This window comes from Achromobacter spanius, assembly GCF_002812705.1.
Taxonomy (GTDB): domain Bacteria; phylum Pseudomonadota; class Gammaproteobacteria; order Burkholderiales; family Burkholderiaceae_B; genus Achromobacter; species Achromobacter spanius.
This window is the reverse complement of record NZ_CP025030.1, coordinates 784,234-810,691: the sequence shown is the minus strand read 5'-3', so window position 1 is coordinate 810,691 and position 26,458 is coordinate 784,234. Positions and strand designations below refer to the sequence as shown.

The 26,458-nt window shown below is 65.8% G+C and carries 21 protein-coding genes; 12 read left to right on the top strand and 9 right to left on the bottom strand.

The features are described from left to right. Window positions 1–68: 68 nt before the first annotated feature. On the top strand, window positions 69–1,202 hold the full coding sequence (locus CVS48_RS03715) for an IS481 family transposase (RefSeq protein ID WP_100853309.1): 1,134 nt from the start codon (window positions 69–71) through the stop codon (window positions 1,200–1,202). Window positions 1,203–1,568: 366 nt separating this feature from the next. Here the strand turns inward: CVS48_RS03715 and CVS48_RS03710 are convergent, their stop codons facing one another. The 6 genes from CVS48_RS03710 to CVS48_RS03685 all read right to left on the bottom strand — a co-directional run bounded on the left by CVS48_RS03710 (window position 1,569) and on the right by CVS48_RS03685 (window position 8,803). Then, on the bottom strand, window positions 1,569–2,900 hold the full coding sequence (locus tag CVS48_RS03710) for a TolC family outer membrane protein (RefSeq protein WP_100853308.1): 1,332 nt from the start codon (window positions 2,898–2,900) through the stop codon (window positions 1,569–1,571). 79 nt (window positions 2,901–2,979) lie between these two features. Continuing rightward, on the bottom strand, window positions 2,980–3,660 hold the full coding sequence (locus CVS48_RS03705) for a protein-L-isoaspartate O-methyltransferase family protein (RefSeq protein ID WP_100853307.1): 681 nt from the start codon (window positions 3,658–3,660) through the stop codon (window positions 2,980–2,982). A gap of 184 nt (window positions 3,661–3,844) precedes the next feature. After that, a complete protein-coding gene (gene thiD / locus CVS48_RS03700) occupies window positions 3,845–4,687 on the bottom strand; it encodes a bifunctional hydroxymethylpyrimidine kinase/phosphomethylpyrimidine kinase (RefSeq protein WP_100853306.1) in 843 nt (280 codons plus the stop codon). Continuing rightward, window positions 4,684–5,493: a thiazole synthase gene (locus CVS48_RS03695; RefSeq protein ID WP_100853305.1), complete on the bottom strand. Its 810-nt coding sequence runs from the start codon at window positions 5,491–5,493 to the stop codon at window positions 4,684–4,686. Before CVS48_RS03695 ends, thiD begins: the two co-directional genes overlap by 4 nt. A 225-nt stretch (window positions 5,494–5,718) precedes the next feature. Continuing rightward, window positions 5,719–6,705: a cobalamin-binding protein gene (locus CVS48_RS03690; RefSeq protein ID WP_100853304.1), complete on the bottom strand. Its 987-nt coding sequence runs from the start codon at window positions 6,703–6,705 to the stop codon at window positions 5,719–5,721. Window positions 6,706–6,757: 52 nt separating this feature from the next. Beyond that, window positions 6,758–8,803 carry a TonB-dependent receptor gene (locus CVS48_RS03685; RefSeq protein ID WP_100853303.1) on the bottom strand — a complete coding sequence of 682 codons (2,046 nt, stop codon included), beginning with the start codon at window positions 8,801–8,803 and terminating at the stop codon, window positions 6,758–6,760. Window positions 8,804–9,258: 455 nt separating this feature from the next. On the opposite strand from CVS48_RS03685, the gene metH reads away from it, so the two are divergent. Next, a complete protein-coding gene (gene metH, locus CVS48_RS03680; protein ID WP_100857490.1) occupies window positions 9,259–13,032 on the top strand; it encodes a methionine synthase in 3,774 nt (1,257 codons plus the stop codon). A gap of 114 nt (window positions 13,033–13,146) precedes the next feature. Here metH and iaaH read toward each other — a convergent pair whose 3' ends face one another. After that, a complete protein-coding gene (gene iaaH / locus CVS48_RS03675) occupies window positions 13,147–14,625 on the bottom strand; it encodes an indoleacetamide hydrolase (protein ID WP_100853302.1) in 1,479 nt (492 codons plus the stop codon). Between the two features lie 182 nt (window positions 14,626–14,807). On the opposite strand from iaaH, the gene CVS48_RS03670 reads away from it, so the two are divergent. The 9 genes from CVS48_RS03670 (at window position 14,808) to CVS48_RS03630 (ending at window position 23,566) form a co-directional block, all read left to right on the top strand. After that, window positions 14,808–15,536, top strand: a complete 729-nt coding sequence (locus CVS48_RS03670; protein WP_100853301.1) for a FadR/GntR family transcriptional regulator — start codon at window positions 14,808–14,810, stop codon at window positions 15,534–15,536. Between the two features lie 95 nt (window positions 15,537–15,631). Then, on the top strand, window positions 15,632–16,549 hold the full coding sequence (locus tag CVS48_RS03665; protein ID WP_242001375.1) for a substrate-binding periplasmic protein: 918 nt from the start codon (window positions 15,632–15,634) through the stop codon (window positions 16,547–16,549). A 161-nt stretch (window positions 16,550–16,710) separates the two neighbouring features. Continuing rightward, complete coding sequence (locus tag CVS48_RS03660) at window positions 16,711–17,559, top strand: substrate-binding periplasmic protein (protein WP_100853300.1); 849 nt, start codon at window positions 16,711–16,713, stop codon at window positions 17,557–17,559. Window positions 17,560–17,569: 10 nt separating this feature from the next. Then, complete coding sequence (locus CVS48_RS03655; protein ID WP_100853299.1) at window positions 17,570–18,607, top strand: L-idonate 5-dehydrogenase; 1,038 nt, start codon at window positions 17,570–17,572, stop codon at window positions 18,605–18,607. Window positions 18,608–18,648: 41 nt separating this feature from the next. Continuing rightward, window positions 18,649–19,314 carry an amino acid ABC transporter permease gene (locus CVS48_RS03650; RefSeq protein ID WP_100853298.1) on the top strand — a complete coding sequence of 222 codons (666 nt, stop codon included), beginning with the start codon at window positions 18,649–18,651 and terminating at the stop codon, window positions 19,312–19,314. After that, window positions 19,311–19,970, top strand: a complete 660-nt coding sequence (locus tag CVS48_RS03645; RefSeq protein ID WP_050450249.1) for an amino acid ABC transporter permease — start codon at window positions 19,311–19,313, stop codon at window positions 19,968–19,970. Before CVS48_RS03650 ends, CVS48_RS03645 begins: the two co-directional genes overlap by 4 nt. Next, window positions 19,967–20,785 carry an amino acid ABC transporter ATP-binding protein gene (locus CVS48_RS03640; RefSeq protein WP_100853297.1) on the top strand — a complete coding sequence of 273 codons (819 nt, stop codon included), beginning with the start codon at window positions 19,967–19,969 and terminating at the stop codon, window positions 20,783–20,785. Before CVS48_RS03645 ends, CVS48_RS03640 begins: the two co-directional genes overlap by 4 nt. 34 nt (window positions 20,786–20,819) lie before the next feature. Continuing rightward, window positions 20,820–22,031, top strand: coding sequence for a D-mannonate dehydratase ManD (manD, locus tag CVS48_RS03635; protein ID WP_100853296.1), 1,212 nt, complete (start codon window positions 20,820–20,822; stop codon window positions 22,029–22,031). After that, on the top strand, window positions 22,019–23,566 hold the full coding sequence (locus CVS48_RS03630; RefSeq protein ID WP_100853295.1) for a mannitol dehydrogenase family protein: 1,548 nt from the start codon (window positions 22,019–22,021) through the stop codon (window positions 23,564–23,566). The genes manD and CVS48_RS03630 overlap by 13 nt, the downstream gene beginning before the upstream one ends. A 57-nt stretch (window positions 23,567–23,623) precedes the next feature. Here CVS48_RS03630 and CVS48_RS03625 read toward each other — a convergent pair whose 3' ends face one another. After that, window positions 23,624–24,394 carry a class I SAM-dependent methyltransferase gene (locus CVS48_RS03625; RefSeq protein ID WP_100853294.1) on the bottom strand — a complete coding sequence of 257 codons (771 nt, stop codon included), beginning with the start codon at window positions 24,392–24,394 and terminating at the stop codon, window positions 23,624–23,626. Window positions 24,395–24,487: 93 nt separating this feature from the next. On the opposite strand from CVS48_RS03625, the gene CVS48_RS03620 reads away from it, so the two are divergent. Then, window positions 24,488–25,318, top strand: coding sequence for a helix-turn-helix transcriptional regulator (locus CVS48_RS03620; RefSeq protein ID WP_100853293.1), 831 nt, complete (start codon window positions 24,488–24,490; stop codon window positions 25,316–25,318). 54 nt (window positions 25,319–25,372) lie between these two features. Here the strand turns inward: CVS48_RS03620 and mutY are convergent, their stop codons facing one another. After that, window positions 25,373–26,452, bottom strand: a complete 1,080-nt coding sequence (gene mutY, locus CVS48_RS03615; RefSeq protein WP_167400942.1) for an A/G-specific adenine glycosylase — start codon at window positions 26,450–26,452, stop codon at window positions 25,373–25,375. Window positions 26,453–26,458 lie beyond the last annotated feature (6 nt).

The window sequence follows — 26,458 nt, the reverse complement described above, 5'->3', positions numbered from 1 at the left end:
GTAACGGGTGTTCGGGGACATAGGTAACACTTCTAGCATCACGGTATGGTCGTTTTTAGGAGCGAGCGATGCCGTGGAAGGAGTCAAGCCTTATGTCCTGCCGAATGGAGTTCGTTCAGCTTGCCCTGCAACCGGGCAGCAATGTGCGGGAGCTTTGCCGGCGTTTCGATATCAGCGCCAAGACCGCATACAAGTGGTTGGGCCGCTACGAGCAGAACGGCCAGGCTGGGTTGCAAGATCTGTCTCGCAGGCCAGGCAATAGTCCTGGGCGCACGTGTGAGCAAATCGAAGCGCAGGTGATCGACCTGCACAAGCGTTACCCGTACTGGGGGCCTCGCAAGTTGCGGGCGCTGCTTGGGCCGACTACGGCGCCCGCGCCCAGTACCATCTCGGCAATTTTGCGACGACATGGCTATCGGGTCCAAGGCGAGGACTCGAACGCCGGGCTGGCGAACCAGCGCTTTGAGCATGAGGCGCCAAACCTGTTGTGGCAGATGGACTTCAAGGGGCACTTTGCCCTGACCGACGCGCGTCAGGGACGGTGCCATCCGCTGACGCTATTGGACGATCACTCACGCTACGCCCTGTGCATCCAGGCTTGTGGCGATGAGCGCAGCAAAACCGTGCAGCAGCACCTGAAGGCCGTATTTCGCCGTTACGGATTGCCCGAACGGATCACCGCGGACAACGGCCCATCCTGGGCATCGGTGCGCGGCCTGGGGCTGACAGGCCTGGAGGTTTGGCTCATGCGGCTGGGTGTGCGTATCAGCCACAGTCGCCCTCGCCACCCGCAAACCCAAGGCAAGCTAGAACGCCTGCATCGAACGCTCAAGCGCGAGTTGATCCAGGCCCGGGGGTTTAGCAGTCTGCTGGACTGCCAGCAAGCCATGGATCAGTGGCGTGAACAGTACAACCACGTCCGGCCCCACCAGGCGTTGGGGCAGATGCCGCCCCTGTCGAGATATAGACCTAGCCCTCGTCGCTATCCTGCCTCGTTGCCTCCGATCGAATACGAGCCGGGCGATCGAGTGCTCAAGGTCAGGACCAAAGGGCAGATCATTGTGAACGGACGCGTCGTCTTCGTCGGAGAGGGAATGGCGGGTCTGCCTGTCGCGGTCAGACCCTCCTCGCAAGACGGCGTGCTTGATGTCGTCTTCCTGTACAAAATTGTTCAACAGATCGACCTCAGAGCACGCCAATAGGATAAAAACCTATGTGTTACCCATGTCCCCGAACATGTGTCACCCATGTCCCCGGTCCATACACGCGATCTTCGGCCGGGTTCTTGCGACGGGTATCGCGCGCTTCACCCATCCTACGGCCGGGGCATCCTGTCCTTGACGTAGGATGGGTGAAGCGCGGCACTGCCTACCCGCGAAAACTGGCGCCTGTCGCGCGTAACCCATCAGCAACGTCCGCGCGATGTTCGGCCGGGTTCTTGCGGCGGGTATCGCGCGCTTCACCCATCCTACGAGCGGGGCATCCTGTCCTTGATGCGTAGGATGGGTGAAGCGCGGCACATCGGTCATGAACGACCCAACGCCCACCGCGCGTAACCTATCACCCCCTCACCGCGGTTCCCGCAACAACCGATTGATCGCTTCCAGATCCGTCTCGGCCAAAATCCCGCTGGTTGCCTTCAACCTCAATCCCGACAACACCGTGCTGTACCTCGCCAGCGCCAGATCCCGTTGCGTGGCATAAAGCTGTTGCTGCGCGTTCAACACATCCAAATTGATACGCACGCCCACTTCGTAGCCCGTGCGGTTGGCTTCCACCGCCGCCCGGCTGGACTTCTCGCCCGCTTCCAGCGCCTGGATACGTGCCAGCCCACTCGTCACGCCGGTGTAATACTGCCGCGCGGCCTGAATGGCTTGCCGGCGCGCGGTTTCGAAGTCGTGCCGGGCCTTCTGTTCCAACTGCACCTTTTCGGTCACTTGCGACGACACGCCGCCACCCGAATACAGCGGAATGGACAGCACCACGCCCACCGTGTTGTCGATCGGCTTGCCCGGCGCGGCATTGCGCATGACCGCGTCGCTGGCGCTGCCGCTGGTGGCGCGCAGGTTCAGGCTGGGGTAGTGGCCGCTCTTGGCGATCTGGATCTCTCGCCCCGCGATGCGGGTCAGCAGCTGCGCGCGCAGCACTTCCAGGCTGGACGACTCGGCTTGCGTGCTCCAGTCGTTGACGCGCGCGGGTTGGGGCGCGGGCAATTGCACGCCGTAGGGCAGCTCGGCCAGCGCGCCAGGCGGTGAGCCGATGATCTTGGCGAGCTCGTCGCGGCGCACGTCCAGATCGTTCTGCAGGCGCAGTTCCTGCGCCACCACCAGGTCGTAGCGCGCCTGCGCTTCATACGTGTCGGTGACCGTGGAATTGCCCAGCTCGAAATTGCGCTTCGCCGACTCCAACTGCCCGGCCACGGCGGCCTTCTCGGCCTCGGTGGCGGTCAGCGCGTCTTGCGCATAAAGCACATTGAAATACGCATCGGCCACGCGCAGCAGCAAGTCTTGATAGGCCTGCTGTAGTTGCACCTCGACATCGGCAACGATCAGCTTGGACTGTTCGTAGTTCTGCCAGCGGCCCCAATCAAACAGAGGCTGGGTCAGCGCCAGATCCCAGACGCCGCGCCCGCCGCTATACGACACGCCCAGGCCGCGCGTGCTGCGCGTTTCCTGGTAGGCGCCGCCGGCTTCCGCCGTGATCAGCGGCAGCAGCAGCGAACGGGCTTGGGGTTCTTTTTCCAGCCCGGCGCGATAGTTGGCGCGGGCGGCGGCGTAGGTCGGGTCATTGCCCAGCGCGGCTTGCCAGACCTGGATCAGGTTCTGCGCGAACGCGGGTGACGGCCCGACGCTTGCGGCGCAGGTAAATACCAGTAAAGCCGTAAGCAGTCGGACGCGCATGATTTTCAACGATACGCCGGGCCGCCCCGGAATGCGCTGGCCCCGATGCAGGGCGGGCGCGGGGCGGCAGGGAGAGGGTTTAGAACTTGAACTGCGACACCGCAACGCCGCGCAGCGGCTTGATCAGGGTTTCGAACAGGTTCACCGTTTCGAAGCTGGCGGCGGTGGTGCGGGTGATGCGACAGGCCGTCATGACGGGAGCCTGACCCACGATCACGACCAGGCGGCCGCCCACGCGCAATTGGTACTTCAGCGCGTCCGGCACGACCGGCACCGAACCCGTTACCAGGATGGCGTCGTATTCGGTGGAGCCCCAGCCGTTGCGGGCGTCGCCGGTTTCGACCTTGACGTTGGTGACGTTGTTCATTTGCAGGTTCTGCTGCGCGAACGTCACCAGGCGGCTGTCGATTTCAACCGAGGTCACCTGTTGGGCCAGATAGCCCAGCAGCGCGGCCTGGTAGCCGGAACCGGTGCCGATTTCCAGCACGCAGTCGGACTTGGTCAATTGCAGTTCTTGCGCCAGACGCGCTTCGACCTTGGGGGCGAGCATGGTCTGGCGGGTGTTGACCGCATTGATTTCAAGCGGCAGTTCCAGGTCGGAAAACGCCAGGGCGCGCAGGGCCGGCGGAACGAATTGTTCGCGGCGCACATCGAACAGCGCTTGCAGCACGTTGGCGTCCAGGACGTCCCAAGGGCGGATCTGCTGTTCCACCATATTGAAGCGGGCTTGTTCTACGTCGGGCAGGGTCGAAGCGTTCATGACGGTCAGGAAAAAACAGAGGAATCAGCCGGCCATTGTACCGATTCGTAGCGTCCTGTGACGGCACGCGCCGCAGGCACCTGTTTCAGGCCGGGCCGCGCCGCGAATTCGGCCGTGGAAATGAACGCGGCGCTTCGAAAAGCGCCGCGAGGTCTCTGGCAAAAAGCAGGCTTGGTCTACGCGCCTACCACCAGGCGTGGAAGTGATGCACCGGGCCGTGGCCCGATCCCACCGACAGGCGCTCGGCGTGGCGGATGGCTTCGGTCAGATACGCCTTGGCGCGGCGAGCGGCCTCAGGTACGTCCCCAATTTGGGGCAACAAGGCCGCCAGCGCCGCCGACAGCGTGCAGCCCGTGCCGTGGGTATTGGCCGTTTCAATGCGGTGGCCGGGCAGCTCGATCATGCGGTCGCCGTCGTGCAGCAGGTCGATGGTTTCGTTGCCGGGCAGATGGCCGCCCTTGACCAGCACCCAGCGTTCGCCCGAATGCGCCAGCTTGTTGCGCAGGCGTTCGGCCACGCGCCGCATTTCCTTGACGGTTTCCACCGGCCGTTCTTCCAGCAGCACTCCGGCTTCGGGCAGGTTGGGCGTCAGCATCGTGCATTGCGGCAGCAGCGCCTCGCGCATGGCGCCCACGGCGTCGTTCTCCAGCAGCAGGTCGCCGCTTTTGGCCACCATGACCGGGTCCAACACCACATGCGCCGGGGTCCACTTGGCCAGTTTCTCGGCCACGACCTCAATCACCGGGTACTGGCCCAGCATGCCGATCTTGACCGCATCGATGCGCACGTCGGCGAACAGCGTGTCGATCTGCAAGCCCACGAAAGCGGGCGGCACGGCCGAGATGCCGGTGACGCCCTTGGTGTTCTGCGCCGTCAGCGCCGCGATGATGGCGCAGCCATAGGCGCCCAGCGCGCTCATGGCCTTGACGTCGGCCAGGATGCCGGCGCCGCCGGACGGGTCGACGCCGGCGATGGTCAGCGCGTTGGGAATGGGACGGGCGTTGCCGTCCTGTTGGCGCGAACTCATTTCGTTGCGCCCGGGCCGCCGGTGATCAGCCCTTCGGTGGGCGAGCTGGGCGCGCCGCTGTACAGCTTCTTGGGCATGCGGCCGGCCAGGAAGGCCTCGCGGCCGGCTTCCACGCCCTTCTTCATGGCGCTGGCCATCAGGATCGGGTCTTGCGCGGCGGCGATGGCGGTGTTCATCAGCACGGCGTCGCAACCCAGTTCCATGGCGATGGCGGCGTCGGACGCGGTGCCCACGCCGGCGTCCACGACGACCGGCACGCGGGCCTGGTCGATGATCAGGCGCAGGTTCCAGGGGTTCAGGATGCCCATGCCCGAGCCGATCAGGGACGCCAGCGGCATCACCGCCACGGCGCCCATGTCTTCCAGCATGCGGCACTGGATGGGGTCGTCGGTGCAATAGACCATGACCTTGAAGCCTTCGTCGACCAGCGTCTTGGTGGCCTTCAGGGTTTCAGGCATGTTCGGGAACAGCGTGTGCGGGTCGCCCAGCACTTCCAGCTTGACGAGATCGTGGCCGTCCAGCAGTTCGCGCGCCAGGCGCAGCGTGCGCACGGCGTCATCGGCGCTGTAGCAGCCGGCGGTGTTGGGCAGCAGCGTGAATTTGGACGGCGGGACGTAGTCCAGCAGGTTCGGTTCGCCCGCGTTCTGGCCGATGTTGGTGCGGCGGATGGCGACGGTGACGATTTCCGTGCCGCTGGCGTCCAGCGCCGCGCGGGTCTGTTCAAAGTCCTTGTACTTGCCGGTGCCGACGAGCAGGCGCGACGAATAGGCGCGTCCGGCGATGGTGAGAGTGTCTTGTGTGGTCATGGCGGTGTTTCAAAGGGCGGGTGCGCACAGCGATGCCCGCGGAGGCTGACTGAGAGGCTTTTGCGAATGATAAAGCACGATGTCGCGCCGCATGCGGAAGTCCCTGGGAAGCCGCGTTCCGTTTTTCAAGGGTTGCGGCAATTGCCAGGAACGGAGCAGCAAGAACGGATCACCAGGAACGGATTACCAAGAACGGATTACCAAGGACGGATCAGCAAAAACCGATCAGCGCAGCCGGTCCAGGTCGGCGCAGATTGCCTCGGCCGCGTCGATCAGGCGCGGCCCCGGCCGATACAGCGCGTCGGCATCCACGCCGTACACGTGCCCCAGGCGGGCGGCGGGCAGCCCCAGCGCCTGCCACGCGGCCAGGTTGCGGGCGGTGTCTTCAGGCCGGCTCACGCCCGCCAGCACGGCCTCGGGCCGGGCCGCCAGCACGCCTTCCAGGCTGACCTGGGGGGCCACGATGGGCGCTTGGCCAAAGACGTTGACGCCACCGCAGATGCGCAGCGCGTCGCTGACGATGCTGCTGTCATTCAAGGTGTAGATCGGGTCCAGCCCCGCCTGGATGAAGACGCGCACGGGCCGGCGTCCGGCGTAGCGAGCGGTCAGGGCGGCCAGGCGCGCGCGCAGTTGCGCGGCGGCCGGCTGGGCTTGTGCCTGGGTGCCGAACAACACCCCCATGCGTTCCACCGCGTCGGGAATGGCGGCCAGCGTCAAGGGGTCGCTGTAGAACACCGGCACGCCCAGCTTGTCCATGACGCGCACGACAGGTTGCGCGGCGGTGGGTTGCCAGGCGATCAGCAGGTCGGGGCGGACGGCGGCCACGCGCTCGGCGTCGGGTTGCGTGCCGTCGCCGATCACGGGCACCTGGCGCGCGGCCGGGGGGTAGTCGCTGCCGCGGATGGTGGCGGCCAGATAGTCGCCCGCGCCGGCGGCGTAAACCAGTTCAGTCGCATGCGGGGCCAGCGTGATGGCGCGGCGCGCGGGCGCGGCCAGGGAAACCGGGCGGCCCTTGTCGTCTTGCGTGTGGATGGCCGTGACGGCGGGCGCTGCGGCAGGGGTAGTGGCCGAGGCTGCGGCCGACGCTGCGACCGAGGGCGCGGCCATGGTCGCCGCCGAAGCCAGCAGGGCGCCCTGGGCCAGCAGAAGGCCCAGGGACCACTTCAGGAACCGCCCCGGGCAGGGCCGGGGCAATGCGCGTGCGAACGTCATGCAAGAGCCGATAGGGTCAGCGAAGAACGCCGACTATATCGGATGTCCGCCATCAATAGCGCAGCGTGAGCGATGCGTAGAAATTGCGGCCCGGCGCCGGGTACAGGTTGTAGTTGGCAACCGGCCCCAGCATTTCGAACGACGCATTGCCGCCGCGTATGCCGTAGGTGGCGTACTGGCGATCGAAGATGTTGTTCACGCCGATGGCGCCTTCGATGTTGCGCGTGAACTTGTAGGCCACCTTGGTGTTGAACAGCACATAGGCGTCCAGTTCCTTATCGAACTGGTTGGCCTGGTCGTTGTCCATGCGCGACTTGCCCACGTACTGCGCCGACACATTCCACAGGAACGCATCGGTGGGGCGCCAGGTCACGCCGGCGTTGGCCAGCCACTTGGGCGCCAGCGGCACGGTCTTGCCGGCCAGGTCCACGCCCGCGTAGGTGCCCGAGCGGAATTGCGCTTCCATCCAGGTCAGGTTGGCATCCAGCGTGACGCTGCTGGACACGGCGGTGCGGCCTTCCAGTTCAATGCCTTGGCGGCGGGTCGGATCCAGGTTGGTATTGGCGCCGGTGCCCGGGCCCCACATGCCGTCGGCCAGCGGGTTGTACTGGATTTCGTTGGTGAGGTCATAGCGGAAGTACGACAGGCGGGCGCTGCTGGCCTGCCCTTGCCACGTCACGCCGATTTCCTTGTCGGTGGACGTTTGCGGGGCCAGCGGGCTTTGCACCGACAGCAGTTCGTCGGCGTTGGGCAGGCGGAAGCTGCGGCCGACCTTGCCGTACAGGCCGAAGCCGGCGGACAGTTCCTGGCGCACGCCCAACTGCCAGGCGGTCAGGTGGTTGCTGCGGTCCGACGCGGTGCCCGACCCGCTCAGCACTTCCAGGTCGTCCGAGGCGTACTGGCGGCGCACGCCGGCCGTCACGGTGGTGCTGTCGGTGGCGCGGATCAGGCCTTCGGCGAACAGGCCGTATTGGTGCTGGCGCGACTGCCACTTCGACGGTTCGAAGTCGTAGTAGGCGTTCTGGTCGGCGGTGGTCTTGGATTCCTGCGCGTCGGCGCCGAAGACGATGCTGTGGCCGCCGTTGATCGGCAGGCGATAGCGCACGCTGGCGATGTTCTCTTCCAGCTTCTGGTCACGCAGGGTGTCGCCAAAGCCGTCGAAAGACAGACCGTTCAGCTTCTTTTCGCGGGTGGACAGGTCGGCGTACAGCATGCCCACGCCAATGGCTTGCTCCACTTGCAGGCCGAAGGTGCTGGACGTGGTCTTGACGTAATCCACATCGTTCTTCGCGCCGCGCGGGTCGTCCTGGAATTCGTTTACGCCGGTCGACGGACTGATCAGGCGCGGGCCGGGCAGTTCCAGCTTTTGCGTGGTGGTGCGGCCGTACAGGCGGATCGAGCCGTTGTCGTGGCGCAGCGTGATGCCGGCGCCGCCGCCTTCGCGGCGTTCGCCGCTGTGGTCGCGGTAGCCGTCGCTGTGCAGCGACTGCATGTAGGCGTCTACGCCGACCTTCTGGTTGTTCAAGGCGACCGCGGCGTCGTACTGGCGCAGGCCGTAGCTGCCGAACGTGGCGGTGGCGCGGGCCGTCACCGGCTCTTTCGAGAAATCGGACTTGGTGATGATGTTGATGACGCCGCCGGTCGTGCCGCCGCCGTATTGCACCGAGCCGCTGCCGCGCACGATTTCCACGCGCTCCACCTGGTCCAGCGGCACCACGCCCAGGCTGGGGGCCGACAGGTCGTTGGTGTTCTGCTTGACGCCATCGATCAGGATCAGCGTGTTGCTGGCGCCCGTGATGCCGAAGCCGCGCAGGTCGACAATTGCGTTGTCGCTAGAGCTGCTGGTGTTGATCAGGTTGATGCCGGCCTGGGTCGACAGCAGGTCCTGCATGGTGCGGGCGCTGCTGGCGGCGATGTCTTCGGCGCTGATCACCGAAATGGACACCGGCAGCGTGCGGCCGTCGGTCGGCACGCGTTGGGCGGTGACGGTGACCGTGTCGAGTTCAGGGGTGGGGGAGGCAGCTTGCTGAGCGGCGGCGATGGCCGGAGCGGAACAGAGCAGGGCGCCGGCGTAACGCCGGATAGAGCGGGCTTTCATCTACGTAACCTCGATGCGACCCGCGACCCCGCAGGCCAAACACGATGGGAGGATGCCCCGCGCCACGGCAAACCAGGCTGGCCTGGGTGGCGGCGATGGACTTCCTGGCGATCGAACTGGCCGGTATCGGGCTGCCATGGGCGCAATGCGCGCATGGGGACCGTTGCGGGGGCAGCACAGGCTGGACGCGGGGCCTGCCGGCAGCCTGCTGTGTGGCAAGGCGGCGGCGGCCCGGGTGGGCGTCTTCCTGTTTCCCGTTTACCTTTCGCACGCGAACCAGCAAGTGTTGCGTTCTTGCCAGCCCAATGCGCCGAAAGCACCGGTTCGGGGCCGAAACTGTATCACCCGAGGCCGCGAGAGACCCCGTTTTGTTACGATCAGGGCTTGTTTTTCCGGCGTTTTTCGCTTTTTAGCCACATCCGCGCCGCCGTTGGCCACTTTATCCGGACTTGCCCGTGTCATATCCCCGCCTGCCGTACCCGCCCGAAGCCTATACCCAGGGCGGCGAATTCGCCCGTCTGCTGGGCAAGCGCATCCTGATCCTGGACGGCGCCATGGGCACCATGATCCAGCGCTACAAGCTGGGCGAGGCCGACTTCCGGGGCGAGCGTTTCGCGGACCACGGCAAGGACGTCAAGGGCAATAACGAACTGCTGTCGCTGGTGCGCCCCGACGTCATCTCCGAGATCCACCGCCAGTATCTGGAAGCGGGCGCCGACGTCATCGAGACCAACACCTTTGGCGCCACCACCATCGCGCAGGGCGACTACGACCTGCCGGAACTGGCCTACGAACTGAATCGGGTGTCCGCGCAACTGGCGCGCGAAGCCTGTGACGCCTACAGCACGCCGGACAAGCCGCGCTTCGTGGCCGGCGCCCTGGGCCCGCAGCCCAAGACCGCGTCGATCTCGCCCGACGTGAACGACCCCGGCGCCCGCAACGTCACGTTCGACGAATTGCGCGTGGCCTATATAGAGCAGTTGAACGGTTTGCTGGACGGCGGCATCGACATCGTCCTGATCGAAACCATTTTCGACACGCTGAATGCCAAGGCCGCCATCTTCGCCACCGAAGAAGTGTTCGAAGCGCGCGGCATCCGTCTGCCCGTGATGATCTCGGGCACCGTCACCGACGCTTCCGGCCGCATCCTGTCGGGCCAGACGGTTGAAGCCTTCTGGAACTCCGTGCGCCATGCGCGCCCCGTCACCATCGGCCTGAACTGCGCGCTGGGCGCGGCGCTGATGCGGCCCTATGTGGCCGAGCTGTCCAAGATCTGCGACACCTACGTCTGCGTGTATCCCAACGCCGGCCTGCCCAACCCCATGGCCGAAACCGGCTTTGACGAAACGCCCGCCGACACGTCCGCGCTGCTGGAAGAATTTGCCCGCGCGGGCTTGGTGAACATGTCGGGTGGCTGTTGCGGCACCACGCCCGACCACATTCGCGCCATTGCCGACAAGGTCGCGTCGCTGACGCCGCGCGTCGTGCCCGACATTCCGGTCAAGACGCGCCTGTCGGGCCTGGAAGCGCTGAACATCGACGAAGACACGCTGTACGTCAACGTGGGCGAACGCACCAACGTGACGGGCAGCAAGATGTTCGCCCGCCTGATCCGCGAGGAAAAGTACGACGAGGCGCTTGCCGTGGCCCGCCAGCAGGTTGAGAACGGCGCGCAGATCATCGACATCAACATGGACGAGGCCATGCTGGATTCGGTGGCCTGCATGCACCGCTTCCTGAACCTGATTGCGTCCGAGCCCGACATCGCGCGCGTGCCGGTCATGATCGACAGTTCCAAGTGGGAAGTCATCGAAACCGGCCTGAAGTGCGTGCAGGGCAAGGCGGTGGTGAACTCCATTTCCATGAAGGAAGGGATCGAGCCCTTCCGCCATCACGCGCGCCTGTGCCGCCGCTACGGCGCGGCCGTGGTCGTCATGGCTTTTGACGAACTGGGCCAGGCCGACACGCTGGAACGCCGCAAGGAAATCTGCGGCCGCGCGTACAAGATCCTGGTCGAGGAAGAAGGCTTCCCGCCGGAAGACATCATTTTTGACCCGAACGTTTTCGCGGTCGCCACCGGTATCGACGAACACAACCACTACGCGGTGGACTTCATTGAAGGCACCCGCTGGATCCGCGACAACCTCCCGCACGCCCGCATCTCGGGCGGCGTCTCCAACGTCAGCTTCTCGTTCCGTGGCAACGAGCCCATGCGTGAAGCCATTCACACCGTGTTCCTGTATTACGCGGTCAAGGAAGGCATGACGATGGGCATCGTCAACGCCGGCCAACTCGGCGTGTACGCTGACCTGGATCCCAAGTTGCGTGACCTGGTTGAAGACGTGGTGCTGGACCGCCCCAACCCCGTGGGCAAGACCGAGCCCGACGACGAACGCACGCCCACCGAACGCCTGGTGCAGTTTGCCGACAGCGTGAAGGGCTCCGGCGCCAAGCGCGAAGAAGACCTGACCTGGCGCAAGGCGGACGTCGAGCAGCGCCTGTCGCACGCGCTGGTGCACGGCATCACCACGTTCATCGTGGAAGACACCGAAGAAGTGCGCCAGAAGATCTTCGACCGGGGCGGCCGCCCCATCGAAGTCATCGAAGGCCCGCTGATGGACGGCATGAACGTCGTGGGCGACCTGTTCGGCGAAGGCAAGATGTTCTTGCCGCAAGTGGTGAAATCGGCCCGCGTCATGAAGCAGGCCGTGGCCCATTTGATTCCCTTCATCGAAGAAGAAAAACGCCAGATCGCGGCGGCCGGCGGCGACGTGCGCGCCAAGGGCAAGATCGTTATCGCCACCGTCAAGGGTGACGTGCACGACATCGGCAAGAACATCGTGTCGGTGGTCTTGCAGTGCAATAACTTCGAAGTCGTGAACATGGGCGTGATGGTGCCCTGCGCGCAGATTCTGGAAAAAGCCAAGGAAGAAAACGCCGACATCGTCGGCCTGTCCGGCCTGATCACGCCCAGCCTGGAAGAAATGGCCTACGTGGCCAGCGAAATGCAGCGCGACGACTACTTCCGCAGCCGCAAGCTGCCGCTGATGATCGGCGGCGCCACCACCAGCCGCGTGCACACCGCCGTGAAGATCGCGCCCAACTACGACGGCCCGGTCATCTATGTGCCCGACGCCAGCCGTTCGGTGGGTGTCGCCACCAACCTGATGTCGGACCAATCCGAAACCTACCTGGCCGACCTGGCCCAGGAATACGAGGACGTGCGCCGCCGCCACGCCAACCGCAAGGCCACGCCGATTCTGCCGCTGGCGGACGCGCGCGCCTCGCGTCCCGTGATCGATTGGGACAACTACACGCCGCCGCGCCCGAAGTTCATCGGCCGCCGCACGTTCAAGAGCTATGACCTGGCCGAGATCGTGAAGTACGTGGATTGGGGGCCGTTCTTCCAGACGTGGAGCCTGTTCGGCCCGTTCCCCGCCATTCTTGACGACAAGGTCGTGGGCGAGCAGGCGCGCAAGGTCTACGCCGACGGCCTGGCCATGATGAAGCGCATCGTCGAAGGCCGCTGGCTGACCGCCAACGGCGTGGTGGGCTTCTACCCGGCCAACAGCGTCAACGACGAAGACATCGAAATCTACAAGGACGAAACGCGCAGCGAAGTGCTGTTCACGTATCGCAACCTGCGCCAGCAGGGCGCCAAGCGCGAGGGCGTCAGCAACAAGTCACTGTCGGACTACATCGCGCCCAAGTCGTCGGGCAAGATGGACTACATCGGCATGTTCGCCGTGACGGCGGGCATCGGCATCGAGAAAAAGGAAGCGGAATTCGAGAAGGCGCTGGATGACTATTCCAGCATCATGTTGAAGTCCTTGGCCGACCGCCTGGCCGAAGGCTTCGCCGAGTGCCTGCATGCCCGCGTGCGCCAGGACCTGTGGGGCTATGCGCCCGACGAGGCCCTGTCCAACGAAGACATGATTGCCGAGAAATACGTGGGCATCCGTCCCGCGCCCGGCTACCCGGCCTGCCCGGAACACGTGGTCAAGACCGACATGTTCCGCGTGCTGGACGGCAGCGACATCGGCATGATGCTGACCGACAGCTACGCCATGTACCCCGCGTCCAGCGTGTCCGGCTTTTACTTCAGCCACCCCGACTCGCAGTACTTCAACGTGGGCGTGATCGGCGAAGACCAGCTGGAGGACTACGCCAAGCGCAGCGGCCGCAGCATCGAAGACCTGAAGCGCACGCTGGCGCCCAATTTGGGCTAAGGCGCCGGCCTTCCGCGCTAAGGCGCTGGCCCTTCGGGGCTAAGCGCCGGCCCTGGCAATTGGCGCCCTTGGCGCCTGTGGCGCCTATTCCCAACCATCGCCGCCTATTCCTGCCTATGGCTTCGGCGGGGCAATGCGGCCCAGGATGCGTTCCACGGTCAGCCCGATCGCCAGCACCGTTCGGTCCGCGCCCGGCAGCCCGTCGATTTCCAGGCCCACCGGCAGCCCTTCTTTCGACAGCCCGGCCGGCACGCTCAAGCCCGGCAGGCCGGCGTTGCTGCCGGGGTCCACATTGCGGGCCAACTGGCTGAACGCCTCGAAGCTGCTGGCTTCCGGCGTGGCCGCCAGCGGCAGGATCGGCACCGTGGGAAAGAGCAGGCCGTCAAGCTGGTGTTCCTGGAACGCGCGGCGATAAACGTCGATGAGTTCATCGCGTTGTTCCGCGATAACGCGCTCGTACAGCGGTTGCAGCGCCAGCACCTGGCCGTCCGGCGTGGGCAGCACGCCGGGCACGATCAAGCCTTCGAAGATGCCTTTGACGTCGGGGCTGGATATCTGCGCCACCACCTCGTCAAAGCTCACGCCCGTGCCATAGCGTTGCAGGTAGGCGGTCAGGTCGGGCTTTTGTTCGTACAGGCATAGCGGCATGCCCACCGCCGCGTTCGCGGCCGGCAGCTCGGGCATGTCGATCTCTATCAGTTGCACGCCCGCGTCGCGCAGCTTTTGCAGCGCGGCGTAAGTGACGTCGCGCACCTGGGGTTCCAGGTCGGTCCAGAAATAGCTGGCCAGTCCCAAGCGCATGTTTTCTGGGGACAGGACGGCAAGCGGCGTGGTGTCATTGGCCAGCACCGCGTCCAGCAGCACGATGTCTTCCATGCTGTTGGCGATGGGCCCCGGGGTGTCGCGCGTATGTGAAATCGGCGTGATGCCCGCGCCGTCGTAACGCCCGACCGATGGCCGGAAACCCGCGGCCCCGTTCACCGACGCGGGCAGGCGCACCGACGCGCCCGTGTCCGTGCCCAGCGCGGCGGGCGTCAGGCGCGCGCCCACCGCCGTGCCGCTGCCGGACGACGAGCCCCCGGCGATGCGGCTGTGGTCGTAGGCGTTGCGCGTGCCATCGCCCAAAGGGCCGGGAAACGCGGTGTTGTAGCCCGACACGCCAAAGGCCAGTTCATGCATGTTGGTCTTGCCCACGATGACCGCGCCCGCCGCGCGCAGCCGTTGCACCACCGGCGCATCTTCGGCGGGGCGAAACGATTTCAGCGCGGGCGTGCCGGCCGTGTTGGGCAAACCGGCCACGTGGATGTTGTCCTTGATGGCGATGGGCACGCCGCCCAATGGCCCCTTGCCCGGCTTGGCGTCGTAGGCGCGGGCTTGCGCCAGCGCGCCGTCGCGGTCCACGGTGATGAAGGCATTCAGCGCCGCCTGGGCGTCGATACGGTCCAGGCTGGCCTGGGTCAACGTCAGGCTGGACAAGCGTCCTTCGCGGATCAGGGCGGCGGCTTTCCCCACGGTCAGGGTGGCCAGGGTGTCGTCGCCGGCCGGGTGCGGCAGAGGCTGGGCGGAAGAGGGCTGGGATGATGATTCGGACATGGCGCTTTCCTTACCGGCACGGATTTTGTGGAACCGCCATCTATACCGCGTGGGCGCGGGGTGTGTCGAGCAGCCTCGCTTTGCCCGTGTGCTTCCGTGGTTTACCGCTTGGCTACTGGTAAACCATGATGTTGAAAATTGGTAAACCAATTTAAATTTGGTCTAACCAATTTTCAAATGCCATGACGCTGCAACTACTCCCCAAATCCGAAGAACTCGCCACCAAGCCGGGGGCGGACCGCGCCTATGTGCGGCTGGCCGCACAAATCCAGGCCCTGGTCGCCCAAGGCGAATTCGCCGTTGGCAAGCGGCTGCCGGCCGAACGCGCGCTGGCCGAACGTTTCGACGTCAGCCGCACCGCGTTGCGCGAAGCGATCATTGCGCTGGAACTGCAAGGGGTGGTGGAAGTGCGGGGCGGGTCGGGCATCTACGTCTGCGAAGCCAAGCCCGGCGTTGCCCGCCTGCCGGCGGCGCAGGAAGTCGGGGCGGGGCCGTTTGAATTGCTGCGGGCGCGTTGCCTGATCGAATCCGAAATCGCCGCGCTGGCGGCCACCACCCGTAACGACGCCGACCTGGACCGCATCTTTGAAGCGCTGACGACCATGCGCGAACAAATGACGGACAAGGCGGCCAACGAAGAGGCCGACCGCCGCTTTCACCTGTACATCGCTCAGTCCACCGGCAATAGCGTTTTGCTGGCGACGGTGACGTCGATGTGGGATCAGGCCCAAGGCCCGATCTGGGAAAAGATAGAACAGCACTTCCATACGCAGGAATTACGCCAGGCATCGCAGGAAGACCATCAGCGCATTTTCAGCGCCTTGGTCGCGAGCGATGCGCAGGCGGCCAGGCAAGCGATGCGCGCTCACCTTGAGCGCGTCATCGGTGAGTTCGCGCAGGGGTGGCGATAGCGCATCCCGGCATGCTGTGCCACAGACGGCCCCCGGCAGAGCGCGGAAGATAACCGCGCCCCGGATCCGGGCCTTACAAGATCAGGAGACAAGCAATGCAGCAGCAGGACAAGGGAAACGGCGCGCTGACGCGCCTGGTGGCCGCCGCGGAGCTGGCGACCTCCGCGGTGCTGGCGACTTCTGCGGTGCTGGCGACCTCCGCGGTGCTGGCGGTGGCGCTGCTGGCGGTGTCGCTGTCGGCCAGCGCGCAGACGGCGCCCGCGCCCGGCCAAAGCCCGCGCGTGGATGCGATTCGCAAAGCCGGTGAACTGCGCGTGGGTGTATTGCAAAACGCACCTTGGCTGATCCAGGATGTGTCCGGCAAAAGCGGCGAGGCCTGGACCGGCCCCGCCTGGCTGCTGGCCAAGGAAACCGCGCGCCAACTCGGCGTCAAGCTGACCGCCATTCCTGTCTCGCACGAGACCAAGGTGCCGGTGCTGGCGGCCAACCAGGTCGACATGACCATCAGCCCGCTGGCCGAGACGGCCGACCGCCTGAAGGTGGTGGACTTCGTGCTGTATTCCGCCACCAGCGTCTGCATGTTCGGCCGCGCGGGCAACGACAAGCTGGCCCGCGTCAAATCGGTTGACGACCTGAACCAACCCGACATCACCATCGCGTACTTCACGGGCGGCGCCGAAGAGGCCTGGGTGAAGGAACGGTTCCCGCGCGCACGGCTGCGTGCCGTTGCCAATTCCGGGGCCACGGCGCCGATCGAGGAAATCATGGCCAAGCGCGCCGACGCCGCGCCGATCAACCGCGTGCCGTGGGTGGGGCTGAACCACAAGGTGCGTGGCCTGGTGGTTTTTCCCGCCGAGGCGAACTGCCAGCACAGCACCGAAAAGGCATCGCCGGTGGGGCTGGCGGTGGACAAGAACCAGCCGGAATTCCTGGCCTGGCTGCGGCAGGTGGCCCAGGCGATGAAGTCCACCTTGCTGGCTGACGAAACCCGCATCATCGAACAGAGCAAGTAGGCCGCTCGGCCGCATTCCAAACGATCACTTTTCCGCACGCGCGTGGCGCGTGCGCATCTGGCGAATCCGCCGGCGCCTGCGCGCGCCGGTACCCGACGCGCCGCCTCCGGGCGAACGCGGCGGGAATCCCCGGATTTCGATGTTCATCAAGGAGACTTTGCATGCTGTCCCGCTTCCCTTCGCGCCACCGCGCTGCCCGCTTCTTCCTGACCGCCGCGATGCTGGCGGGTGCGGGGTCCGCCCAGGCGCAGACCCCGCCCGCGCCCGGCGAAAGCGCCCGCGTGGACGCTATCCGCAAAGCGGGCGTGCTGCGCGTCGGCGTGGTCAACAACCCGCCGTGGCTGGTGCAGAACACCAGCGGATCTGGCGAGCCGTGGATGGGATCGTCGTGGACGCTGGGCAAGGAATTCGCGCAGTTGCTGGGCGTGAAGGTCGTGCCCGTGCAGGTCAGCCATGAAACCAAGGTCCCCGCGCTGATCGCCAACCAGATGGACATCATGATCGGGCCGCTGAACGAGAACGCCGAACGCGCCAAGATCATCGACTTCGTGACGTTCTCAAGCACCAGCGTGTGCATGTTCGGCCTGGCGTCCAACCCCAAGTTCACCAGCGCCACCAAGGTCGAGGATTTCAACCAGCCCGGCATCACGATGGCGTATTTCTCGGGCGCGGGCGAAGAGCCGCTGGTACGGGAACATTTTTCAAAGGCCCGCCTGCGCGGCGTGACCAATTCGGGTTCGGTCGCGCCCATTGAAGAAGTGTTGGCCGGCCGTTCCGATGTGGCGCCGCTGAACCGCATGCTGTGGCCCAACATCAGCAAGAAGGTGAAGGGCCTGGCCGTGTTCCCGAAGGAAAACGATTGCCAGGACAGCAAGATCTTCGAAATCAAGGCCGGCATGGGCGTGGCGAAGAATCAGCCCGTCTATCTGGACTGGCTGCGCAAGGTGGAAGCGCGCCTGCACCCCGAGCTGGCGGCCGAAGAACGCCGCATGACGCAAACCCTGAAGTGAGCACACAACCATGTTGAATTGCGCGATTCACGGGGCCCAGGACCTGCGCCTGACCGAACAGGCGCCCGAGCCGTTGGGCGCGACACAGGTGCGGGTGGGCATCAAGGCCGTGGGCATCTGCGGGTCCGACCTGCATTACTACCGACACGGCAAGGTGGGCGACTTCGTCATCCGCGAACCGCTGACGCCGGGGCACGAGGCGGCCGGCCAGGTGCTGGAGGTGGGCGCGGCCGTTACCAGCGTCAAGCCGGGCGACCGCGTGGCGCTGGACCCCGCGCGCACCTGCGGCGTGTGCCGCTATTGCCGCCAGGGCGATTCCAACCATTGCGAAGCAGTGCATTTTTTTGGCAGCGCCAGCAAGTATCCGCACATGCAGGGCGCAATGCGCGAGCAGGTAGTGGTAGAGGCCAGGCAGTGCCTGCCGGTGCCAGACGGCCTGTCGTTCGAACTGGCCGCCTTTGGCGAACCGCTGGCCGTGGCGCTGCACGCGGTGCGCAGTGCCGGCAGCCTGCTGGGCAAGTCGGTGATGGTGGTGGGCGCCGGCCCCATCGGCGCGCTGACCTTGATGGCGGCGCGGCTGGCGGGCGCCAGCCAGGTGACGGTGGTGGACATCGTGGACGAAACGCTGGCCACCTGCGCGCGCGTGGGCGCCACCCGCACCATCAACGCCGCCACCGACCCCGCCGCCATCGATGCGCTGGCGGCGGGCAAGGGCACCATCGACGTGTGCTTCGAAGCGTCGGGCAATTACGCCGGGCTGGCCAACTGCATACGCGCCACGCGCCCGCGCGGCGTGATCGTCACCGTGGGCACCTTGAATGGCAGCAGCGAACAGTGCCCCTTCAACCAGATCATGGTCAAGAGCCTGTCGGTGATCGGCAGCTTCCGCTTTGTCGACGAATACGCCTGGGCCGTGGATTACCTGAGCCGTGGCGTGCTGGACGTGTCGCCCCTGTTGACGGCGGCGGTGCCGGTGCAGAACGTGCATGCCGCGTTCGCGCTGGCGGCCGACCGGCATCAGGCAATGAAAGTGATGGTGACGTTCTGAGGCGCCGCGCGTCCTTTGCGTCCTGATCCCACGGAGGTTCCATGGATCTCGATTTTTCCCCCATCGTCGACAACTGGCGATTCTTTGCTGGCGGCCTGGGAATCACCGTCGCGCTCAGCACCATCACCGCGATATCCAGCATTCTGCTGGGCCTGGTGATTGCCCTGTTACGCCTGTATGGGCCGCGCTGGCTGCGCGTGGCGCTGGTGTTTTACATCGACAGCATGCGCGCCATACCCGTACTGGTGGTGCTGGTGTGGATCTACTTCGCGTTCCCCTTGCTGGCCGGCGTGAACTTCGCGCCGTTCTGGGCGGCGCTGGTGGCGCTGACGCTGCACATCGCGGCCTATTCGGCCGAGGTGATACGCGCCGGCATTGAATCGGTGCGGCCGGGGCAGATGCGCGCGGGGCTGGCGCTGGGCATGTCGCGCGCGCAGGCGCTGCGCAAGATCATTCTGCCGCAGGCCACTATTCGCATGTTGCCGGCCTTCGGGTCGGTGCTGACGGTGGCCATCAAGGACACGGCGATCGCCACCGTGATCGCGGTGCCGGAACTCATGCACAAGGCAGAGACGATCGCGGGCCAGAGCTACCGGCCCATTGAAGTGTTCACGGCGGTGATCATCGCGTACTTCGTGATTCTGTTCCCGGTCACGCGCGGGGTGGATCGTCTTTATCAACGCTATGCACACCTGGGGCGGTCATGAATCTGGACTGGGGAATCATCTGGGATTCGCGCAACCTGCTGCTGCAAGGCGCGGCGATGACCATCATGTTGACGGTGGTGACGATGGTGCTGGCCGTGCCGGGTGGCATCGTGCTGGCGCTGATGCGGCTGTCGTCCAACCGTGTCGCCAACGGCATCGCGGTGGCCATCGTGGAGTTCTTTCGCAACCTGCCGCTGATCCTGGTGATCTATTGGGCGTTCTACGTCATGCCGATGGCGCTGGATGTGCAGTTCTCGGCGGTGACCACCGCGCTGGTCGCGCTGGTGCTGAACGTGTCCGCCTACAACTCGGAAACGTTTCGCGCCGGCATCAACTCCATCCGCAAGGGCCAGATGGAAGCCGCGCTGGCGATGGGCATGTCGCGCCACCAGGCGATGTTCAAGGTGCTGATCCCGCAGGCCGGGCGGCGCATCCTGCCGGTGCTGGCCAGCACCTGGATTTCGCTGTTCAAGGATACGTCGCTGGTGTCGGTGATCGCGGTCAGCGAACTGGCGTACGCCTCGATGCAAGTGCGCGCGCAGAGCTTTCGCGTGCTGGAAATGCTGACCGCGATGGCGGTGATCTATTGGCTGATGGGCTATCCGCAAGCCAAGCTGGTTGACTGGGTCCATCGCAAATACGGAGTCAAGGAATGAACGACATGATCCTGGAACACGCGCCGGCCGTGGCAGGCGCCGCCGCTTCCGCCGCCGCGCGCAAGGGCGCGGACCAGCCGCCTGTGCTGGTCTATGAACACGTGCGCAAGGTCTACGGCGATTTCGTCGCGCTGAGCGACGTGTCGCTGCAAGTGAACAAGGGCGAAGTGATGTGCCTGATCGGGCCGTCCGGCTCGGGCAAGTCGACCCTGCTGCGTTGCACTAACGCGCTGGAAAAGCTGGATGGTGGCCGTGTGCTGCTGGACGGCGTGGCGCTGCCCGAATCGGAATCCGACGTGCGCCGGGTGCGCCAGCGGATGGGCATGGTGTTCCAGAGCTTTGAGCTGTTTCCGCACAAGTCGGCGCTGGACAACGTGGCGATGGGCCCCATTACGGTGCTGGGCATGTCGCCCGAGGCTGCCCGCGCCCGCGCCATGGCGCTGCTGGAAAAGGTGGGGCTGGCGGCCAAGGCCGGCAGCTTTCCCGCCAATCTGTCGGGTGGGCAGCAGCAGCGCGTGGCGATTGCGCGCGCGCTGGCGATGGAGCCCGAAGTGATGCTGTTCGATGAGCCCACGTCGGCGCTGGATCCCGAAACCGTGGGCGAAGTGCTGAACGTGATGAAGAAGCTGGCGCAGGAAGGCATGACGATGATCGTTGTGACGCATGAAATGAGCTTTGCCCGGCGCGTGGCCAATTGGGTGGTGGTGTTCGAGAACGGCGCCATCCTTGAACAAGGCCCGCCCACGCAGATTTTCGATAACCCGCAAGTCGCCCGCACCCGGGACTTCCTCAGCCACCTGGGCTGGGAAGGCTAGGCCGCCTCTTTTCCCGTCTACTCGGAAAACCAAAATGAAAATTACGAATGCTCGCGTGATCGTTTGTTCGCCGGGACGCAATTTCGTCACCTTGAAAATTGAAACCGACCAGGGCCTGACCGGCATCGGCGACGCCACCTTGAACGGGCGCGAACTGGCGGTGTCGGCCTATCTGACTGAACACGTGATTCCCTGCCTGATCGGGCGCGACGCGCACCAGATCGAGGACATCTGGCAGTACCTGTACAAAGGCGCCTATTGGCGGCGCGGACCTGTCACCATGACGGCGATTGCCGCCGTGGACACCGCGCTGTGGGACCTGAAGGCCAAGGCGGCGGGCATGCCGCTATATCAGTTGCTGGGTGGCAAGAGCCGCAGCGGCGTCATGGTCTACGGGCACGCCAATGGCTCGGACATCGAGCACACCGTGGATGAAGTGCTGCGCTATGCCGACATGGGCTACCGCGCCATCCGCGCGCAAAGCGGCGTGCCGGGGCTGGACAAGGTTTATGGCGTGGGGCGCGGCAACCTGTTCTACGAACCCGCCGACGCCGACCTGCCCAGCGAACACGACTGGTCCACCGAAAAGTACCTGCGCCACACGCCGCAGCTATTCGACCGCATCCGCGACAAGCTGGGTTTCGAGCACCATCTGCTGCACGACGTGCATCACCGCCTGACGCCGATCGAAGCCGGGCGGCTGGGCAAGTCGCTGGAACCCTACAACCTGTTCTGGATGGAAGACGCCACGCCGGCCGAGAACCAGGATGCCTTCCGCCTGATCCGGCAGCACACCACCACGCCGCTGGCCGTGGGCGAGATCTTCAATTCCATCTGGGACTGCAAGGACCTGGTGCAGAACCAGTTGATCGACTACATCCGGACCACCGTGGTGCACGCGGGCGGCATCACGCACCTGCGCCGTATCGCGGACCTGGCCTCGCTGTATCAGGTGCGCACCGGCTGCCACGGCGCCACCGACCTGTCGCCCGTCTGCATGGGCGCTGCGCTGCACTTTGACCTGTGGGTGCCCAACTTCGGCATCCAGGAATACATGCGCCACACGGAAGAGACCGACGCCGTGTTCCCGCATGCCTACACGTTCGACCAAGGCATGCTGTACCCGGGCGATGTGCCGGGCCACGGCGTCGACATCAACGAAGCACTGGCCGCCAAGTACCCGTACAAGCGCGCCTACCTGCCGGTGAATCGCTTGCAGCAGGACGGCACGCTATGGAACTGGTAGCGGCCGATGTCGCGCGCCTGACGCCCGCGCATCTTGCCGCGTTGCCCTTGGAGGTGGCGCGGCCGGCATATGACCGCGACGCCTTGCGCGTGGGCATCGTGCATCTGGGCCTGGGCGCGTTCGCGCGCGCGCATCTGGCGGCGGTCAACGAAGCGGCGCTGCATGCGAGCGGGGGCGCGGACCTCGCCTGGGGCATTTGCGGCGTGTCCTTGCGGCAGGCCGACACGCGCGATGCGCTGGCGCCGCAAGCGGGCCTGTACACCTTGGCGCTGCGCAGCGCCGACGCGAACGGTCGCGAGCAACAGCAGGCAACGGTCATCGGCTGCCTGCTTGAAATGCTGGTTGCGCCGGAAGATCCGCAAGCCGTACTGGCGCGCATTGCGCACGCGGACACGCGCATCGTCAGCGTGACCGTGACGGAAAAAGGCTATTGCCACGACCCGGCCAGCGGCCGCTTGAACCTGCAACACCCCGACATCGTGCATGACCTGGCACAAGCGCAGGCGCCGCGCAGCACCATCGGCTCTCTGGTGCGCGGCTTGCAGCAACGGCGCGCGGCGGGGCAGGGCCCGATCACGCTGATGTCGCTGGACAACCTGCCCAGCAATGGGCATCTGCTGCGCGGCATGGTGCTGGCGTTTGCGCGGCAGGTGGACCCGGCGCTGGCGACGTGGATCGAAACGTTGTGCACGTTCCCGTGCTCAATGGTGGACCGCATCGTGCCGCGCACTACCGATCAGGACCGGCGCGACGTGGCGCGGACGCTGGGCCTGCACGATGCCTGGCCGGTGCTGGGCGAGCCCTATCTGGAATGGGTGGTGGAAGATCAGTTCGCGGCCGGCCGCCCGGACTGGGCCTCGGGCGGCGCGCGCTTCGTGGCCGAGGCCGCGCCGTTTGAAACCTTGAAGCTGCGCACCGTCAACGGCGTGCATTCGGCGCTGGCGTATTTGTCGGTGATGGCGGGCTGGGCAACGGTGGACGAAGCGATGGCGCAGCCCGCGTTGAAAGCCTATCTGGCGGCGCTGATGCAGGATGAAATCGTGCCGACATTGCCGCCCTTGCCAGGCCTGGACCTGGCGCGCTATCAGCAAAGGTTGTTGCAGCGTTTTGAGAACCCGGCGTTAAAGCACCAGACCAGACAGATTGCGATGGACGGTTCGCAGAAGCTGCCGCAGCGCCTGCTGGACACGGTGCGAGCACGGTTGGCGGCGGATTTGCCGATTGGCAAGCTGGCGCTGGCGGTGGCCGCGTGGCTGCATTTCCTGCGCGGCGTTGACGAGGCTGGGCTGCGCTACGACATCCAGGACCCCATGGCCGCCGAGCTAGCGCAACGCTACGCGCAAGCGGAACTTGCCGCTGAACGCGGCGGCCCGGTGCCGGCCGCCATGCTGGCCTGGACGGAAACGCTGACCGGGCTGGCTGCGGTGTTCGGCGACCTGGGTGCGGACCCGCGTTTTGTACGGGCGGTGTCGCAAGCGGCGCACGCGCTACGCAGCCAGGGAGTGGGCGGGGCGCTGAACGGTGCGCTGGCGTGAGTTGCCGTGGCCGTCAGCCCGGCGCCCATCCCGGACATCGCCTGGCGCTGGCGTGAATCAGCCCGGCTTCTTCACCACGATCGTGGCCGTATCGCTGGTGAACGAGCCGTCCTCTTGCACGTCGAAATGCGCGCGCACCACATCAGGCGCAATGCTGAACATATGGCGCAGCGCCGCCACCAGCGTGTCCGGGGTGCGCATGCGCGTGACCCAGGTCTGGAATTCCAGCGGCAGGCGGCGCGGTGACAGGCCCTGCAACGTGAAGCCGGCCTCGGTCAGCATGCGCGTCCATTCGGCCACCGAGTAGTCACGCACGTGGGACGTGTCGCGCAGCACTTCTATCGTTTGCAGCCAGGTGTCCAGCAGCGGCTCGCCGGGCGACACCACGTCGGCAAACACGGCGATGCCGCCGGGCTTGAGCACGCGAAACGCTTCGCGCAGGCCCCGGCCGGCGTCTTGCCAGTGGTGCGTGGAATAGCGCGACATCACCAGGTCGAACTCGCCATCCGCAAAGGGCAGGTATTCGGCCTTGCCCTGGCGCGTGGCCAGGTTGGCCAGGCTGCGCTTGGCGGCTTCGCCCGCCACCACGTCCAACATTTGCTGGGACAGGTCGTAGGCGGTCACGTCCTTGACCTCGGGCGCCACGTGAAAGCTCACGTGGCCGCCGCCACAGCCCAGGTCCAGCACGCGCGCCTGGGGGTGTTGGCGGGCGATGCCGGCCATTTGCAGCAGGTCTTCGCCCTGGGCGTGGACGGCGCTGGTCAGGTACGCGGTGGCGCGGGGGCTGAACTGGCGGTCGACGGCGGCGTCGTGGGTGCTGGCGGTCATGGAATTCCTTTGATGGCGTTGTGCGGGATGTCAGGTGCAGGCGCTAAGATAGGCCGGCCTTTATACACGTACAAGTCCATTGCTTATCCTGGTATGACTACTTCCCCCCAAGGCACGGCCCCCCAAGACGGATCGCCCCTGCGCCGCCAGGCACTGGGCGAATTCGTGCGCAGCGCGCGGTCCCGCATCACCCCGCGCATGGCCGGGCTGCCCGAAGGCATGCGGCGGCGCACGCCTGGCCTGCGGCGCGAAGAGGTCGCGCAGTTGTGCGGCATCAGCGTCACTTGGTACACGTGGATCGAACAAGGGCGCGAGGTCTCGGTGTCGCCGTCCGTGTGGTCGCGCATTGCGGGCGTGCTGCAATTGGCGCGCGCGGAACGCGCCTACCTGTTCGATTTGGCTGACTGCGCCGACCCCCAACACGCGCGCGATGACGCGGGCGCCGCGCCCGGCCCCTTGCAGGAATGCGTGGACGCGATCAACGCGCCGGCCTATGTGCTGGACCGTGCCTGGAACGTGCTGGCCTGTAACGCGCCGCTGCGCGACCTGTTCGACCACTGGCCCACGCGCGACCCCGAACCCAACCTGCTGCGCTACATCTTCCTGGACCCGGCCGCCCGTGATCTGGTGGTCGACTGGGACCAGCGCGCGCGCCGCGTCGTGGCGGAGTTTCGCGCCGACGCGGGCGCGCATCTGGACGAGTCCGCCGTGCTGGCCTTGCTGGACACGCTGAATCGCCAAAGCCCCGTCTTCGCCCATTGGTGGACGCGCCACGCCGTGGTGGAACGCGAAGGGGGCTTGCGCGAATTCCAGCATCCGCGCGACGGCAAGCTGGCGTTTCAGCAGATCACGTTCCGGCTGGCCACGCATCCGGACTTGAAGCTGGTGATGTTGTTGAGCGGGGCGGCGCCTGAAGACCGGTAGCGCGGGCGGGGTGCGGTTCGCCGGTCGCCCGCAGCCGCCCGCCGTGATTGCCGTTCAGGCCTTGGTCGTGGAGAACAAACTGTCTTGCATCCCCGCGTCGACCAGCCCCTGCAATAGCTTCTTGACCGGCGCGGGCAGTGCCATCGACGCCAGCTTGTCGGCTGGCACCCAGCGTTCGGGTAAGGTCGATTCGCGCAGGCTGGCCGCGCGCACCGGCACCAGCCAGGGGCGGATGTGCAGGCGGTAGTGCGTGAACGTGTGCGCGAAGGCGGCCAGTTCAAAGCGTTGTTCGGGTTCCAGGCCCAGCGCGCGGGAAGCGGCATCGGGGTCGCCCGACACGTCGAATTCAGGCAGGCTCCAGAGCCCACCCCAGATGCCCGGTTCGGGCCGCTGCTGCAACAGGAATGCACCCTGGTATTGCAGCACCAACATACCCGTTTCGCGTTCGGGAATCGTCTTGCGTACCTTGGGCGTGGGCAGTTCGGCCTGGCGTCCTTCACGGCGGGCGACGCAGGTCTGGGCCATGGGACATCGTTCACAGGCGGGCTTGCCGCGCGTGCATAGCGTGGCGCCCAGGTCCATCAGGCCTTGCGTGTAGGCGGCCATGTCCAGGCCGGGCGCGGCCTCGACCTGTGCGTCGGCCAGTGTCCACAGCCGGGTTTCGACTTCGCGCTTGGCGGGGTCGCCGGCGATGCCGAAGTGGCGGGTGAACACGCGCTTGACGTTGCCGTCCAGAATGGGTGAACGCTCGCCATAGGCGAAGGCGGCAATGGCGGCGGCGGTGGACCGGCCGATGCCGGGCAGCGTCGCGATGGCTTCGGCGGAAGGCGGAAAGCTTCCGTTCCAGTTTTCGGCGATCTGCACGGCGCAGCGATGCAGGTTGCGGGCGCGGGCGTAGTAGCCCAGCCCCGCCCAATAAGGCATCACATCTTCCTGCGTGGCGGCGGCAAGCGCGGCCACGTTCGGAAAGCGTTGCAGGAAGCGCTCGTAATACGGAATCACCGTAGCCACTTGCGTTTGCTGCAGCATGATCTCGGACAACCAGATCCGATACGGGTCACGTGTGTTTTGCCAGGGCAGATCGTGGCGGCCATGCTGGCGTTGCCAGGCAACGATTCGAGGGGCGAAGTCCATGGCGGC

What these genes read in the sequence shown, in the direction of transcription:
- CVS48_RS03715 (WP_100853309.1), top strand. Translation starts at nt 69, where the DNA reads ATGCCGTGGAAGGAGTCAAGCCTTATGTCCTGCCGAATGGAGTTCGTT.
- CVS48_RS03710 (WP_100853308.1), bottom strand. Translation starts at nt 2,900, where the DNA reads ATGCGCGTCCGACTGCTTACGGCTTTACTGGTATTTACCTGCGCCGCA.
- CVS48_RS03705 (WP_100853307.1), bottom strand. Translation starts at nt 3,660, where the DNA reads ATGAACGCTTCGACCCTGCCCGACGTAGAACAAGCCCGCTTCAATATG.
- thiD (WP_100853306.1), bottom strand. Translation starts at nt 4,687, where the DNA reads ATGAGTTCGCGCCAACAGGACGGCAACGCCCGTCCCATTCCCAACGCG.
- CVS48_RS03695 (WP_100853305.1), bottom strand. Translation starts at nt 5,493, where the DNA reads ATGACCACACAAGACACTCTCACCATCGCCGGACGCGCCTATTCGTCG.
- CVS48_RS03690 (WP_100853304.1), bottom strand. Translation starts at nt 6,705, where the DNA reads ATGACGTTCGCACGCGCATTGCCCCGGCCCTGCCCGGGGCGGTTCCTG.
- CVS48_RS03685 (WP_100853303.1), bottom strand. Translation starts at nt 8,803, where the DNA reads ATGAAAGCCCGCTCTATCCGGCGTTACGCCGGCGCCCTGCTCTGTTCC.
- iaaH (WP_100853302.1), bottom strand. Translation starts at nt 14,625, where the DNA reads ATGTCCGAATCATCATCCCAGCCCTCTTCCGCCCAGCCTCTGCCGCAC.
- CVS48_RS03670 (WP_100853301.1), top strand. Translation starts at nt 14,808, where the DNA reads ATGACGCTGCAACTACTCCCCAAATCCGAAGAACTCGCCACCAAGCCG.
- CVS48_RS03665 (WP_242001375.1), top strand. Translation starts at nt 15,632, where the DNA reads ATGCAGCAGCAGGACAAGGGAAACGGCGCGCTGACGCGCCTGGTGGCC.
- CVS48_RS03660 (WP_100853300.1), top strand. Translation starts at nt 16,711, where the DNA reads ATGCTGTCCCGCTTCCCTTCGCGCCACCGCGCTGCCCGCTTCTTCCTG.
- CVS48_RS03655 (WP_100853299.1), top strand. Translation starts at nt 17,570, where the DNA reads ATGTTGAATTGCGCGATTCACGGGGCCCAGGACCTGCGCCTGACCGAA.
- CVS48_RS03650 (WP_100853298.1), top strand. Translation starts at nt 18,649, where the DNA reads ATGGATCTCGATTTTTCCCCCATCGTCGACAACTGGCGATTCTTTGCT.
- CVS48_RS03645 (WP_050450249.1), top strand. Translation starts at nt 19,311, where the DNA reads ATGAATCTGGACTGGGGAATCATCTGGGATTCGCGCAACCTGCTGCTG.
- CVS48_RS03640 (WP_100853297.1), top strand. Translation starts at nt 19,967, where the DNA reads ATGAACGACATGATCCTGGAACACGCGCCGGCCGTGGCAGGCGCCGCC.
- manD (WP_100853296.1), top strand. Translation starts at nt 20,820, where the DNA reads ATGAAAATTACGAATGCTCGCGTGATCGTTTGTTCGCCGGGACGCAAT.
- CVS48_RS03630 (WP_100853295.1), top strand. Translation starts at nt 22,019, where the DNA reads ATGGAACTGGTAGCGGCCGATGTCGCGCGCCTGACGCCCGCGCATCTT.
- CVS48_RS03625 (WP_100853294.1), bottom strand. Translation starts at nt 24,394, where the DNA reads ATGACCGCCAGCACCCACGACGCCGCCGTCGACCGCCAGTTCAGCCCC.
- CVS48_RS03620 (WP_100853293.1), top strand. Translation starts at nt 24,488, where the DNA reads ATGACTACTTCCCCCCAAGGCACGGCCCCCCAAGACGGATCGCCCCTG.
- mutY (WP_167400942.1), bottom strand. Translation starts at nt 26,452, where the DNA reads ATGGACTTCGCCCCTCGAATCGTTGCCTGGCAACGCCAGCATGGCCGC.